The following is a 13,329-nucleotide window of genomic DNA, read 5'->3' as shown; positions in this document are numbered from 1 at the left end:
TCACACTCTGTGGTTGGGGGGGATCGTTGAGGTGTATCCGAGCCGGGGCGGCGGCGGGGGCCCCCGCCGGCCCCGGGGCCTCCGGGGCGGCCCCCCGCGGCCGCGCCGTAGCGCCCGCCCCGGCGTCGTCCGCGCCGCTCCAGGGGCTCCCGCAGCCGGCCGCTCCGAGCAGGGACATCCCGGCCGCGACCAGCAGCAGTCGCCGCGAGGGCGTTCGTTTGGGCATTTGTGAGTAAATCTGATGATCTGACAGCATTCTGAATGCTTCCCCCGTGCGCCGCCGCCGCTCCCCGATGGCGCCTCAGACGGACCCGATCACCACTCCGACGGCGCAAGCACACCCCGCCCGCCCCCGGCTTCCGCAGCACTTCCCCGACCGGACGCCCGCCCTCCCCTCCCGACCGCTACGCTGTGCCTTCCCCAGTGTGATGATCTGCCATCAGAGGACGTGGCCATGACGACAAGTCAGGACATCCCGGACCAGGACCGGCCCGACGACGACCCCGCCGAGCTGAGCCAGTGGGAACGGTTCGGCGTCGACACCACCGCCCCCCACTCGGCGCGCGTGTACGACTACTGGCTGGGCGGCAAGACCAACTTCCCGCCGGACCGCGCCATGGGGCAGGCCATCGAGGAGGCCGTGCCGAGCGTCAAGCAGATGGCCAAGGCGAACCGCGCCTTCCAGGGCCGGGCCGTCCGCCACCTCGCCCGGGAACACGGCATCCGCCAGTTCCTCGACCTCGGCACCGGCATCCCCACCTCGCCCAACACCCATGAGATCGCCGAGGCGGTCAGCCCCGGCACCCGGGTGGTCTACGTCGACAACGACCCGATCGTGCTCGCCCACGCCCGCGCCCTGATGGTGTCCAGTCCGGCCAGCCGGACCACCTACATCCACGCCGACCTGCGCAAGCCCGAGGAACTGTTCACCGACCCGGCGCTCACCGCCACGCTGGACCTCACCCAGCCGGTCGGCCTGCTGATGATCGCCGTGCTGATGCTCATCGCCGACGAGGACGACCCGTGGGGCCGGGTCGCCGCCCTGCGCGACGCCCTGCCCGCCGGCAGCTGCATCGCCCTCACCACCCCCACCCAGGACTTCGACCCGGAGGCGGTCGGCAAGGTCACCGAGGCCGCCCGGGCCGGCGGCATGACCCTCGTCCCGCGCACCCACGACGACGTCCTGCGCTTCTTCGACGGCTGGGACCTGGTCGAGCCGGGCCTCTCCCCCGTCCTCGCCTGGCGCCCGGACGGCGAGCCGCCGGCCGACCCGAAGGCCGCGTACTACTGGGGCGGCGTCGCCGTCAAGCGCTGAACCCGCGCCGGGCCCGCTCCCACCGGAGCCCCGCAGGAACCCACCCCGGGCGGGGCGGGCCGCACCAGGCCCGCCCCACCCGCGCCCTCACCCCAGCAGCCCCGCCCCACCCGCGCCCTCACCCCAGCAGCCGCGACATCCGCCGGTCCGCCAGCGGCTTCCCCCCGGTCTGGCAGGTCGGGCAGTACTGCAGCGAGGAGTCCGCGAAGGACACCTCGCGCACGGTGTCCCCGCAGACCGGGCAGGGCAGGCCGGTCCGGCCGTGCACCCGCAGCCCCAGCTTCTTCTCCGCCTTGAGCTCCCCCGCCGCCAGCCCCCGCGAGCGCTCCACCGCGCCGCGCAGCGTGGCGCCGAGCGCCTCGTAGAGCCGCGCCGCCTCCTCCTCGGTCAGGCTGGACGCCGGCTTGTACGGGGACATCCGGGCCGCGTGCAGCACCTCGTCCGAGTAGGCGTTGCCCACCCCGGCCAGCACGCCCTGGTCCCGCAGCACGCCCTTGAGCCGGCGCCGGTCGCCGCTCAGCAGGGCGGCGAAGTCCGCCAGGGTGAACGCCGGGTCCAGCGGGTCGGGGCCGAGCCGGGCCACCCCGGGCACCTCGGCCGGGTCCTTCACCACGTAGACCGCGAGGCCCTTCTTCGTCCCCGCCTCGGTCAGGTCGAAGCCGTCGCCGGCCTCCCCGGCCAGGCGCAGCCGCAGCGCCAGCGGGTTCCTCGGGCTCGGGCGCGGCGGTTCGGCGGGCAGGCCGTCCTTCCAGCGCAGCCAGCCGGCCCGGGCCAGGTGGACCACCAGGTGCAGGCCGCCGGCCTCGATGTCGAGGAACTTGCCGCGCCGGGTCACCGGGCCGACGGTCCGCCCCTCCAGCGCGGTGACCGGCGGGTCGTACGTCTTCAGCGCGCTGATCGCGACCGGCTGCACCCGGGCGATGACGCGCCCGGTCAGCCGCTCGGACAGGAAGTCGCTCAGCGCCTCGACCTCGGGCAGCTCCGGCATGCGCCCAGTCTCCCGCAGCCCCGCGGCGGCCGCCCGCCCGGGGGCGCGCCTTTGCCCGGCTCCCGCGCGGGGCGCAGGCTGGAACTGCGCGCCGTACCCGGCGCCCCCCCTGCGCCCCCGCCACGGAGCACCGTGATGAGCATCCTTGAGGAACAGATCGACCTCGCCGTCCCCGTCCTCGTCGCCTGGGAGCAGCTGCACCGGGTGCACGAGTACCCGCAGTTCGTCGACGGCGTCCGCAGCGCCCACCCGCACGGGCGGAACCTGGCACACCTCGGGGTGGAGGTCGACGGCGCCGAGCGGGCGGTGGACACCGAGATCACCGACCGCGGCCGGGGCCGGGTGATGTCCTGGCGGACGCTCGACGAACCGCGCCTGCACGGCGCGTTCGCGCTGCTGCCGCTGGACGCCCGGCACACCCGGCTGCAGATCCGGGTGGAGTACGACCCGGAGGCGATGCACGAGGCGTTCGGCGGGCCGCGCGGCTTCGCCCTGGCCGGGGCGATCGAGCGGACCGTACGGGACGACCTGGAGCACTTCCGGGAACTGGTCGAGGATCGGGTCGGCGCGGCGGTCAGACGCGGGTGAGCACGGCCGGCAGGCCCGGGTGAACACAGCGGGCAGGCCCGCGTAAGGGCCACATAAGCCCAGCTCAGCGCCGGTGGTGAGGCTCTTCACAGCGGACCTCCGGCCCGACCGTTTCACTTTCAACCTGTGGCAGACTCGGATGCCATGGACATCGGCCCGGTCACCAGGACGCTCCGCGCGGCGGTCTTCGCCGCGCTGGTCGTGCTGCTCGCCGGGCTCGGCCAGGTGCTGGTCACCGGCCGCGCGCTGCCGGCCGGCCCGATGGCCCTGGCCTGCGTCGCCGTGTTCGCGGTGGCGTACGCGCTGGCCGGCCGCGAGCGCGGCTACCCGGCGGTCGCGGCGGTGTTCCTGCCGCTGGAGCTGGGCGTCAGCGCACTGTTCGACTTCGCGCAGACCGCCTGCCCGTCCCTGCCGCCCGGCTCCGCGCGCGGCTTCCAGCCGCTGCTGTGCGGCGGCGGTTCGCTGGGCGGGTTCCTGCTCGGCCATGGCGTCTCCCAGCAGATCGGCGTCCTGCTGCTCCTGCTGCTGCACGCCGCGATCGCGCTGGCCGGCGCGTTCTGGCTGCGCCGCGCGGACGCCGCACTGGCCGGCCTCGCCCGCACCGTCCGGATGCTGGGCGACTTCCTGCACCGGCACCTGCCGGCCGCCGCCCGCTGGCTGCGGCTGCTCGCCGCGCCCGTCCCGGCCCGTCCGGTGGCGCGGGTGCCGTTCCCCCGGGCCAGCCGGGCCCTGGTCCCGGCCGAGGACGTCGTCGTCCGCCCGGCCGTCCGGCGCGGTCCGCCGGCGCTCGCCCTGGCCTGCTGACAGGCGCGCGCCGCTCGGCGCCGCTCCCGGCCGGTCCTCTCGCCGCGCGCCCCGCGCGCCCGCACCCCCGCACGCCCGAGAGCACAGGACGACACCTCATGAGCAACACCCGCAAGGCCGCCGCCAAGACCAACGCCACCGACCGTATGCGCGCCGCCCGCGCCCAGGCCGAGCGCTCCGACCGGATCCGCCGCCGGGTCGTGGTCGGCGGCGCCTCCGCCGCCGTGCTCGCCCTCGTGGCGGGCGTGGCCTTCGCCGTCGGCGGCTCCTCCGGCTCCGGTTCCGCCGACGCGGCCGCGAGCGGCCCGCTGACCGTCCCCGCCAACACGGGCGGCCAGGACGGCACCGTGATCACCTACGGCAAGGCCGACGCCCCGCACACCCTGGAGATCTACGAGGACTTCCGCTGCCCGTTCTGCGAGCAGTTGGAGACCACCACCGGCAAGGCCATCCAGCAGCTCGCCGACGACGGCACGTACAAGATCGAGTACCACCTGGCGACGTTCCTGGACAAGAACCTCGGCGGCAAGGGCTCGCGCACCGCGCTGGCCGCCGCCGGCGCCGCGCTCAACGAGGGCGTGGACAAGTTCAAGCAGTTCCACGACGTGCTCTACGCCAACCAGCCCGACGAGCGCACCGACGGCTTCGGCGACGTCAACCACCTCCTCGACCTGGCCGGCCAGGTCCCCGGGCTGAAGACCGACGGCTTCGTCAAGGCCGTCCAGGACGGCACCTACGCGCCGTGGGCGGCCAAGGTCAACGAGGAGTTCAACAAGAGCGACGTCACCGGCACCCCGACCGTCAAGCTGGACGGCAAGAAGCTGGACGTCCTCACCGGCGGCAAGGCCGCCACGCCCGAGCAGTTCACCGCGATGGTCAAGCAGGTGACCGGATGACGGCCGCCGCCCCCGCCGTGCGGACGTACGGCGCGAGCCGCCCGTTCGCCTGGCTGCTGCTGATCGGCGGCGCGGTCGGCCTGTTCGCCTCCTCGGTCCTCACCCTGGACAAGATCCGGCTGCTGAAGGACCCGTCGTACGTCCCCTCCTGCAACATCAACCCGATCATCAGCTGCGGCTCGATCATGCGCAGCGACCAGGCCGAGGCCTTCGGCTTCCCCAACTCGCTGCTCGGCCTGGTCGGCTTCGGGGTCGTCATCGCGATCGGCGCCGGGCTGCTCGCCGGGGCGGCGTACCGGCGCTGGTTCTGGCTCGGCCTCCAGGCCGGGACGGTCTTCGGCATCGGCTTCGTGACCTGGCTGATGTACCAGGCGCTCTACCGGATCGGCGCGCTCTGCCCGTACTGCATGGTGGTCTGGGCCACGATGATCCCGCTGTTCTGGTACACCACCCTGCACAACCTGCGCTCCGGGATCATCCCCACCGGCCGCGCCCTGCGCCCGGTCGTCCGCGAGGCGGCGCGCTACCACTGGGTCGTCCCGGCGCTCTGGTACGCGGTGATCGCCCTGCTGGTCCTCAACCGGTTCTGGTACTACTGGAGCACCCTGCTCTGACCCCGTTCGGCCGACCGTTCGGCCGACCGTTCGGCAGACCCGGCCGCCCGGCCCCGGGCCCTACGCTCCGGGGCCGGGCGGCCGGCCGTCAGGCGCCGCCCAGGACAGTACCTAGAAGCGGAACTCCTCGACCTCGGCCAGCAGTTCGGCCCGGCGCTCGTCATCGATGAAGGAGGCCCGGAAGGAGTTCGCGGCGAGCCGGCGCAGGGTCTCCTCGTCGAGCGCGAGGGCCTGCTGCACGGCACGGAAGTTGTCGTCGACGTAGCCGCCGAAGTACGCCGGGTCGTCCGAGTTGACGGTGACCAGCAGGCCGGCCTCCAGCATCTCGCGCAGCGGGTGGTCGGCGAGGGTGTCGATGCACCGCAGGCGGACGTTGGAGAGCGGGCAGAGCGTCAGCGGGACCTGCTCGCGGACCAGCCGCGCGACCAGCTCGCCGTCCTCCAGGCAGCGCAGACCGTGGTCGATCCGCTCGACGCCGAGCACGTCCAGCGCCTCGGTGATGTAGGACGCCGGGCCCTCCTCGCCCGCGTGCGCGACACGGCGCAGCCCGGCCTCGGCGGCCCGCCGGTAGACCTCGCGGAACTTGGCCGGCGGGTGGCCGACCTCGGCCGAGTCGAGGCCGATGCCCGCGATCCGGTCGAAGTACGGGCGGGCGGCCTCGAAGGTCTCCAGCGCGGATTCGGCGGACTCGTCCCGCAGGAAGCACATGATCAGCTGGGTACTGATCCCGTGCCGCTCCTCGCTGCGCGCCAGCGCCCGGGTCAGGCCGTCGACCACCACGCCGAGCGGCACGCCGCGCGCGGTGTGCGCCTGCGGGTCGAAGAAGATCTCCGCGTGCCGCACCCCCGCCTCGGCCGCCCGGGTGAGGTAGGCGTCGGCGAGGTCGGCGAAGTCCTCCTCGGTGCGCAGCACGGCCATCAGCGCGTAGTACAGGTCCAGGAAGGACTGCAGGTCGCTGAAGGAGTACGCCGTCCGCAGCGCCTCGGTGTCGGCGTAGGGCAGCGTGACCGCGTTGCGGGCGGCGAGGGCGAAGGCGAGTTCGGGCTCCAGGGTGCCTTCGATGTGGAGGTGGAGTTCGGCCTTGGGGAGCGGCATGGGGGATCTGTCCGAGCTGTAGGGGGCGGGAGCGAAGAGTCCAGAAGCATTCATCCTACGATCCGTTCGATCACGACCGGCCTGACGGGCGCGCCCCCCGCCACCCGAACTGGTGCACCGGCCGGGGGCAGCGGGCACCCTGGAGGAGGGGGCTTCCGCCGAGGAGGTACCAGATGCGGCACGTCGAGGATCCGCACATCCGGCCTGCGGGCGTCTCCCCGCACGCCCTGGGCAACGACACGCTCCTGCACGAGCTGGAACAGCTGCACCGCACGCGCCACGAGACCTTCCTGTACGGCTCGGAGGAAGCCCTCAAGCGGCACACCCTGCGCACCGGGCAACTGGAGGCCGAGTACCTGCACCGCTTTCCCGGCCGGCTGGTGACGGCCGGGCGGACCAGGGCCGGTGCCCGGGCCCGCGAGGCGGCGGCCCGGGTGGAGTCGCTGCCCGAGTAGACGTGCCCGCGCCACCACCGCCCGGCAGGACACGCCGGGCGGTGGTGGCGTGCCCCCGGGCGGGCCGTCGGGGAGGGTGAGAGGCGCAGACGCACCGGACCCCGACCCCCCTGGGAGCCCCGCATGCCCATCGCCAGCGTCAACCCCGCGACCGGCGAGATCCTGGAGACCTTCGAACCGCTCGACGCGGCCGGCATCGAGCAGCGGCTGGCCCGCGCCGAGGCCGCGTTCCACGGCTACCGCACCACCCCCTTCGCCGCCCGCGCCGACCTGCTGCGCCGGGCCGCCGACCTGCTGGACCAGGACCGGGAGGCGATCGCCCGCACGATGACCGAGGAGATGGGCAAGCCGCTCACCGCCTCCCGGGCCGAGGCCGCCAAGTGCGCCACGGCGATGCGCTGGTACGCCGACCGCGCCGAGGAACTGCTCGCCGACGAGCACCCGGCCCCGGCCGACGTCGCCGACTCCGGCGCCGCCCGCGCCTACGTCCGCTACCGCCCGCTCGGGGCGGTGCTGGCCGTGATGCCGTGGAACTTCCCGTTCTGGCAGGTGGTCCGGTTCGCCGCGCCGGCCCTGATGGCGGGCAACGTCGGCCTGCTCAAGCACGCCTCCAACGTGCCCCGGACGGCGCTGGCGCTGGAGGAGCTGTTCCGCCGGGCCGGCTTCCCGGAGGGCTGCTTCCAGACCCTGCTGATCGGTTCGGGCGCGGTCGAGGGCGTGATCCGGGACCGCCGGGTGGCCGCGGTCACACTCACCGGCAGCGAGCCCGCCGGGCGGGCGGTCGCCGCCACCGCCGCCGACGAGGTGAAGAAGGCCGTCCTGGAACTGGGCGGCAGCGACCCCTTCGTGGTGCTGCCCAGCGCCGACCTGGACGCGGCGGTGCGCACCGCCGTCCGGGCCCGGGCGCAGAACAACGGGCAGTCCTGCATCGCCGCCAAGCGCTTCATCGTGCACACCGACGTGTACGACCGCTTCACCGCCGCCTTCACCGAGGCGATGCGGGCGCTGCGCGTCGGCGACCCGATGGAGGAGGCGACCGACGTCGGCCCGCTGGCCAGCCGCCAGGGCCGGGACGACCTGGAGGAGCTGGTCGAGGACGCCCGCACCCACGGCGCCCGGGTCGAGTGCGGCGGCGGGCGCCCGGAGGGCTGGGACACCGGCTACTTCTACGAGCCGACGGTGCTGACCGGCATCACCCCGGCCATGCGGATCCACCAGGAGGAGACCTTCGGCCCGGTCGCCACGGTCTACCGGGTCGCCGACCTGGACGAGGCGGTGGCGCTCGCCAACAACACGCCGTTCGGGCTCAGTTCCAACGTCTGGACCCGGGACGAGGGCGAGCAGGAGCGCTTCGTCCGCGACATCCAGGCCGGCGGGGTGTTCTTCAACGGGATGACCGCCTCCCACCCGGCGCTGCCGTTCGGCGGCGTCAAGCGCTCCGGGTTCGGCCGGGAGCTGTCCGGGCACGGGATCCGGGAGTTCTGCAACATCACCACGGTGTGGATCGGCTGAGCACCCCCGGATCCGCAGGCACGAACCGAGCCCGGCTCGGACCCGGCCGGGTCAGGACGCCACCCGGTGCCTGCCCCGGCCGGGCGTCATCCAGCGGGCGACCACGCCGACCAGGGCGAGGACGGTCGCTCCCCAGACGATGGCCATCAGCACCAGCATCGGCAGCCAGCTCACCTGGGCAGCGACCATGCCCAGGCCGAGCGAGAGCGCGACCATGACCACCACGGCGGTCGGGTTGAGGCTCAGCAGCCAGTGCCAGGCCCGCTGCGCCGGGCTCCGGCGCTGCGGCGGGGCCTCGGGGTCGGTGTCGGTGTCGGTGTCGCTGTCGAGTTCCTTGTAGGTCAGCAGGTCCATCGGGATCGCCTCCGGTTCTCGGGGGGCTGCCGGATCCGCGGGGCTCAGGAGGCCTTGCGCGGAGCCGTGGACTTTCCGGTCGCGGTCCTTCCCGCCACGGCCTTTCCGGTCGCGGCCTTTGCGGTCGCGGTCTTCTTCGCCGGGGCAGTCCTCTTCGCCGAGGCCGCCTTCCCGGCGGCGGGCTTCTTCGCCGGGGCGCGCTTGCGGGTCGCGGGCTTCTCCTCCTCCGGTTCGTCCGCGTCGGGCCCCGCGTCGGGCCCGGCGGCGTGCCCCCGCCCGCCCTTGGCCCGCTTGAGGCTGCTGCGCAGCGCCTCCATCAGGTCGATCACATTGTCGGGCGCCTCGCCCGGCTCCTCCTCGTGCGGGAGCTCGACGCCCTCCAACCGGGCCGTGATCACCTGCTGGAGCGCCTGCTGGTAGTCGTCGTGCAACTGGGCGAGGTCGAAGTCCTCGGAGAGGGTGTCCATCAGCGACCGCGCCATCTTCAGCTCCTGCGGCCGGACGGTGACGTCCCCCTCGGGCGCGATGCCGGCCGCGGGGCGGACCTCGTCGGGCCAGATGCAGGTCTGGAGCACCAGCGTGCCGTCGTGCACCCGCAGCACCGCCGGGGATTCCCGGGTGCGCAGCGCGATCTTGGTGACGGCGATCTGCCCGGACGCGGTGAGCGCGTCGCGCAGCAGGGCGTACGGCTTGGCGGCGGCCTGGTCGGCGACGCCCACGTAGTAGGCCTTGGAGAACATCAGCGGGTCGATCTCGCCGGCGTCCACGAAGGCCAGCACGTCGATGATCTTCTTGCTGGGCAGCGGCAGGTCGGCGAGGTCCTCGTCGGTGAGCGTGACGGTCCGGCCGTCGGGGGACTCGTAGCCCTTGGCGATCTCCGCGTACGGGACCTCCTTCTCCTCCCGCTCGCAGTACCGCTTCATCCGCACCCGTCCGCCGTCCTTGGCGTGCACCTGGTGCAGCGGGACGTCGTGCTCCTGGGTGGCCGAGTAGAGGTGGACGGGGATGCTGACCAGCCCGAAGCTGATCGTCCCCTTCCAGGTGGTCTGCATGGGGGTCGCTCCTTCCCGGAGCGTGCCGAGAATCCCACTGTGCCTGGGTTTGCCCCGATCGGCCACACCGGGCCGACAATGAGCCGAGGAGGTCGATGCCGATGACCGTCCGGAGCCGTGGGCAGGGCGCAGCGCCGCCGCCGGAGCGGACCGTGTACCGGGTGGTGTACGCGGTGCGGGGCGAGGCCGGCGTGCGGCGGGCGGAGGTCGAGGTGGTTCCCGGGTACTCGCAGGAGGGCGACATCCCCCGGATCCTGGCGGCGCGGCTGACCGGCCGGCCCGCGGACGCGGCGCGGATCACCGTGCTGGACCTGCGCGGGCCGTGAGCCGCGACAGGGCTCCGACCGGGCCCGAGCGCCGCCGACGCATTGGCAGTGCGTCAGATTTGAGCTTTTCGCACCCCTTTTCCACCCGCTCTGACCTGGCTTTTTGTGTCCGGTTACCGAACATTTACGGATGCTCTGTTCCGATACTCGGCCGTAGAAGTTAGGTTGCACCGCAATGCGCGGGTCCGTCCCCCACCCTCCGGCGCAACGAGCCGAGGGTCGCGCCGCGCGCTGGAAAGGCACAGGGCTCATCTGATGAGTGCGGACACCACCAGGCCTGCGGCAGCCGCCCAGGTCCCCCAGCAGGCCGGGCCGCCCGGGCACGGCGGCGAGGGCCATCTGAAGGCGGGGCTCAAGAACCGCCACCTGTCGATGATCGCCATCGGCGGGGTGATCGGCGCCGGCCTGTTCGTCGGCTCCGGCGCGGGCATCGCCTCCACCGGGCCGGGCATCCTGCTCTCCTACACGCTGGCCGGTGTGCTGGTCGTGCTGGTGATGCGGATGCTCGGCGAGATGGCGGCGGCCGACCCGCAGAGCGGCTCCTTCTCGGCGTACGCGGACCGCGCGCTCGGCCGCTGGGCCGGGTTCACCATCGGCTGGCTCTACTGGTTCTTCTGGGTCGTGGTGCTCGCGGTGGAGGCCACCGCCGGCGCGAAGATCCTCAACGCCTGGATGCCCGGCGTGCCGCAGTGGGCGTTCGCGCTGCTCGTGATGGCGGTGCTGACCGCCACCAACCTGTTCTCGGTCGCCTCCTACGGCGAGTTCGAGTTCTGGTTCGCCGGGATCAAGGTGGTGGCGATCGCCGCGTTCCTGGTGATCGCCACGCTCGCCGTCTTCGGCGTGCTGCCCGGCACCCACGCGGTCGGCACCAGCAATCTGACCGGCCACGGCGGCTTCCTGCCGCACGGCGTGGGCGCGGTGTTCACCGGCATGCTCACGGTGGTCTTCGCCTTCATGGGCAGCGAGATCGTCACCCTGGCCGCGGGCGAGTCGGAGGACCCGGAGCGCGCGGTCAGCAAGGCCACCAACAGCGTGATCTGGCGCATCGGGATCTTCTACCTGGGCTCGATCCTGCTCGTGGTCACCCTGCTGCCGTGGGACTCGGACGCCGTCAAGGGCAGCCCGTACGTGGCGGTGCTGGAGCACGTGGGCATCCCGGGCGCCGGCCAGGTGATGAACGTGATCGTGCTGACGGCCGTGCTGTCCTGCCTCAACTCCGGGATGTACACGGCCTCCCGGATGGCCTTCTCGCTCGGCCAGCGCGGGGACGCGCCCAAGGCCTTCGCGACCGTGACCAAGCGGGGCGTGCCGCGGGTGGCCATCCTGTCCTCGGTGGTCTTCGGCTTCGTCGCGGTGTTCTTCAACTACACCTCGCCGGACACGGTGTTCGCGTTCCTGCTCAACTCCTCCGGCGCGGTTGCGCTGTTCGTCTGGCTGGTGATCTGCTTCTCCCAGCTGCGGATGCGCCGGATCATCGAGCGGGAGGCTCCCGAGCGGCTGACCGTCCGCATGTGGCTGTACCCCTACCTGACCTGGACGGCCATCGGCATGATCGGGTTCGTGGTGGCGTACATGTTCACCGACGCCGACGGGCGCAAGCAGATGTACCTGTCGCTGGTCGCCGCGGCGATCGTGCTCGCGGCCTCGGCCGTGGTGGGCCGACGGCGGCGGGCCGCGGTGGCGGCGGGGTCCTGACCCGTCCGCGCCGCGCGACAGTGCCGGGGGGCGGGGGCCGGGGGGGGGGGGCCCGCGGGCGGGGGCCGGGGCGGCCGCACCACACCCGGTGGGACATGTGGCGGAGTGTGGGGGGCGGGGGGGTGGGGGGGGACGTCCCCGGCCCGCGCCGCGCCACGGGGCGGGGCCGGGGCCCGGTGGGGGGGCCCCCGGGCCCCGGTGCCGTTCGCCGGACACGAACCACAGTTTGACAATGGCACGTCAAGGGGGATACCTGGGCATGGCGCTCCCCCACGAGCGCTCCCCCACCCCCCCGGGAGACCCCTTGCCACCCCTCCCCGCCCCCGCGTCCGCGCGCCTGCGCTTCGGCCACCGGCTGCGCCACTGGCGCGAGGCCCGCGGACTCAGCCAGGCCGAACTCGGCCGCCTGCTCGGCTACCACAACTCACTGATCAGCCGAGTGGAGAACGCCCGCCGCTGGCCACCGCCAGGACTCCCCGCCCGGGCCGACGAACTCCTGCTCACCGGAGGCGAGTTGGCCGCCCTGTGGCAGCCCGTCCGGCAGGAGCGGGAACACCTCGGCGAACTCGCCGCCCCCGCCCTGCCGCCCCTCGGCGAGAGCGGCACAGGGCCCCCGCCGGGCCGACCGGACGCCGCCACCTTCGCCGTGCTCGGCCACCTGCTCGACGTCTACCGCGCGGCCGCCGCCCACACCGGCGGCGAACAGCTGGCCACCGTCCTCGAACACCACGCCCGCACCCTGGCCGCCTGGCAGCACGCCGCCCCGCGCGAAACCGCCCCCGCCGTCCGCTCGCTCGCCGCCCGCTACGCCGAACTCGCGGGCTGGGCCCACTTCGAGGGGGACCGCCGCACCCGCGCGCTCGGCTGGTACGCGGCCGGACTGGAATGGGCCCGCGCCGCCGACGACCAGCCGACCGCGGCCGCCCTGCTCGCCCGGCAGAGCACCCTGCACTGGTGGAGCGGCGACCCGGCCACCGCGCTCGCCCTGGCCGAGGCCGCCCACGCCACCGCCCGCACCCTGCCCGGCCTGCGGGCCTGGGCCGCCCTCGCCCAGGCGCACGCCCACGCGCTGGCCGGCGCGGCGCCCGAGACGTGGCGGGCGATGGCGGACGCCGAACGGCTGACCGAGGCCGCCCTGCGGGCCGGCGAGCCGGTGCCCGGGGCCGCCCGAGCGGCCCTGGTGCTGGGCGTCGCCCACGGCACCTGCCACCGGGACCTCGCCGTCCGCACCGGCCGCACCGCCCACGCGCACGCGGCGGTGGCCCACCTGGGCGCCGCCCTGGGGCGCCTGGACCAGGCCGCCCACCCGCACGACCACGCCCTGGTCGCCGGCCGCCTCGCCGGGGCGTACGCCCGGGCCGGGCGCCACGAGGCCGCCGCCGCCGTCCTCTCCCGGCTGCCGCCGGACGCCACCGGCCGGATCGCCTACGAGCGGCGCCGGGCCCGGGCCTGGCTGGGCGGCTCGACGGCGCACCGGCCCCCGGCGGACGGTTGACGGCTGACGGCCCCCGGCGGACGGCTGACCGCTGACCGCTGACGGCGGACGGCGGACGCGGGGGGGGGCCGGCGGGGGGGGTGGCGCGGGGGGGGGCGCGGGGGGTTGTGTGCGGGGGGGGGGGGCGTCGGGGCGCCCGC

General features: G+C 74.3%; 14 protein-coding genes. 10 read left to right on the top strand and 4 right to left on the bottom strand.

From position 1 onward, the window contains the following. Window positions 1-454 precede the first annotated feature (454 nt). The gene (locus tag ACFV61_RS29810) at window positions 455-1,315 is read left to right on the top strand and encodes an SAM-dependent methyltransferase (protein WP_363369625.1); all 861 of its coding nucleotides are present in this window, start codon (window positions 455-457) and stop codon (window positions 1,313-1,315) included. A 118-nt stretch (window positions 1,316-1,433) separates the two neighbouring features. Here the strand turns inward: ACFV61_RS29810 and ACFV61_RS29805 are convergent, their stop codons facing one another. After that, window positions 1,434-2,303 (bottom strand): Fpg/Nei family DNA glycosylase, encoded by an 870-nt coding sequence (locus tag ACFV61_RS29805; protein WP_380494968.1) that lies wholly within the window; start codon window positions 2,301-2,303, stop codon window positions 1,434-1,436. 135 nt (window positions 2,304-2,438) lie between these two features. On the opposite strand from ACFV61_RS29805, the gene ACFV61_RS29800 reads away from it, so the two are divergent. The 4 genes from ACFV61_RS29800 (at window position 2,439) to ACFV61_RS29785 (ending at window position 5,205) form a co-directional block, all read left to right on the top strand. Continuing rightward, the gene (locus ACFV61_RS29800) at window positions 2,439-2,891 is read left to right on the top strand and encodes an SRPBCC family protein (protein ID WP_063346430.1); all 453 of its coding nucleotides are present in this window, start codon (window positions 2,439-2,441) and stop codon (window positions 2,889-2,891) included. Window positions 2,892-3,017: 126 nt separating this feature from the next. Then, window positions 3,018-3,695 carry a hypothetical protein gene (locus tag ACFV61_RS29795; RefSeq protein WP_380494966.1) on the top strand — a complete coding sequence of 226 codons (678 nt, stop codon included), beginning with the start codon at window positions 3,018-3,020 and terminating at the stop codon, window positions 3,693-3,695. Window positions 3,696-3,793: 98 nt separating this feature from the next. Next, the gene (locus ACFV61_RS29790; RefSeq protein WP_380430205.1) at window positions 3,794-4,591 is read left to right on the top strand and encodes a DsbA family protein; all 798 of its coding nucleotides are present in this window, start codon (window positions 3,794-3,796) and stop codon (window positions 4,589-4,591) included. Continuing rightward, window positions 4,588-5,205: a vitamin K epoxide reductase family protein gene (locus ACFV61_RS29785; protein WP_380483117.1), complete on the top strand. Its 618-nt coding sequence runs from the start codon at window positions 4,588-4,590 to the stop codon at window positions 5,203-5,205. Before ACFV61_RS29790 ends, ACFV61_RS29785 begins: the two co-directional genes overlap by 4 nt. Window positions 5,206-5,316: 111 nt before the next feature. Here the strand turns inward: ACFV61_RS29785 and ACFV61_RS29780 are convergent, their stop codons facing one another. After that, entirely contained in the window at window positions 5,317-6,300 is a 984-nt protein-coding gene (locus ACFV61_RS29780; protein WP_063346434.1) for an adenosine deaminase, read from the bottom strand. A gap of 173 nt (window positions 6,301-6,473) precedes the next feature. Between ACFV61_RS29780 and ACFV61_RS29775 the strand changes: the two genes are divergently transcribed. Together ACFV61_RS29775 and ACFV61_RS29770 are read left to right on the top strand one after the other, a co-directional pair. Further along, entirely contained in the window at window positions 6,474-6,755 is a 282-nt protein-coding gene (locus tag ACFV61_RS29775) for a DUF6158 family protein (protein ID WP_063346435.1), read from the top strand. A 123-nt stretch (window positions 6,756-6,878) separates the two neighbouring features. Next, window positions 6,879-8,267: an NADP-dependent succinic semialdehyde dehydrogenase gene (locus ACFV61_RS29770; RefSeq protein ID WP_380343024.1), complete on the top strand. Its 1,389-nt coding sequence runs from the start codon at window positions 6,879-6,881 to the stop codon at window positions 8,265-8,267. 51 nt (window positions 8,268-8,318) lie between these two features. Here ACFV61_RS29770 and ACFV61_RS29765 read toward each other — a convergent pair whose 3' ends face one another. Both ACFV61_RS29765 and ACFV61_RS29760 read right to left on the bottom strand, forming a co-directional pair. Next, window positions 8,319-8,621, bottom strand: a complete 303-nt coding sequence (locus ACFV61_RS29765) for a hypothetical protein (RefSeq protein ID WP_380494964.1) — start codon at window positions 8,619-8,621, stop codon at window positions 8,319-8,321. 44 nt (window positions 8,622-8,665) lie between these two features. Continuing rightward, a complete protein-coding gene (locus ACFV61_RS29760) occupies window positions 8,666-9,673 on the bottom strand; it encodes a Ku protein (RefSeq protein WP_380494962.1) in 1,008 nt (335 codons plus the stop codon). Between the two features lie 101 nt (window positions 9,674-9,774). Here ACFV61_RS29760 and ACFV61_RS29755 point away from each other — a divergent pair, with 101 nt between their 5' ends. From ACFV61_RS29755 to ACFV61_RS29745, 3 genes are all read left to right on the top strand, one after another. After that, complete coding sequence (locus ACFV61_RS29755) at window positions 9,775-9,999, top strand: hypothetical protein (protein WP_380377289.1); 225 nt, start codon at window positions 9,775-9,777, stop codon at window positions 9,997-9,999. Window positions 10,000-10,254: 255 nt separating this feature from the next. Continuing rightward, entirely contained in the window at window positions 10,255-11,694 is a 1,440-nt protein-coding gene (locus ACFV61_RS29750) for an amino acid permease (RefSeq protein WP_063346440.1), read from the top strand. 304 nt (window positions 11,695-11,998) lie between these two features. Beyond that, the gene (locus tag ACFV61_RS29745; RefSeq protein WP_380494960.1) at window positions 11,999-13,189 is read left to right on the top strand and encodes a helix-turn-helix domain-containing protein; all 1,191 of its coding nucleotides are present in this window, start codon (window positions 11,999-12,001) and stop codon (window positions 13,187-13,189) included. The last annotated feature ends 140 nt before the right edge of the window (window positions 13,190-13,329 follow it).

The sequence above is a fragment of the Kitasatospora sp. NPDC059817 genome, assembly GCF_042731835.1.
Taxonomy (GTDB): Bacteria; Actinomycetota; Actinomycetes; order Streptomycetales; family Streptomycetaceae; genus Kitasatospora.
The sequence above is the reverse complement of the archived record's forward strand: the minus strand, read 5'-3'. Positions and strand labels throughout refer to the sequence as shown.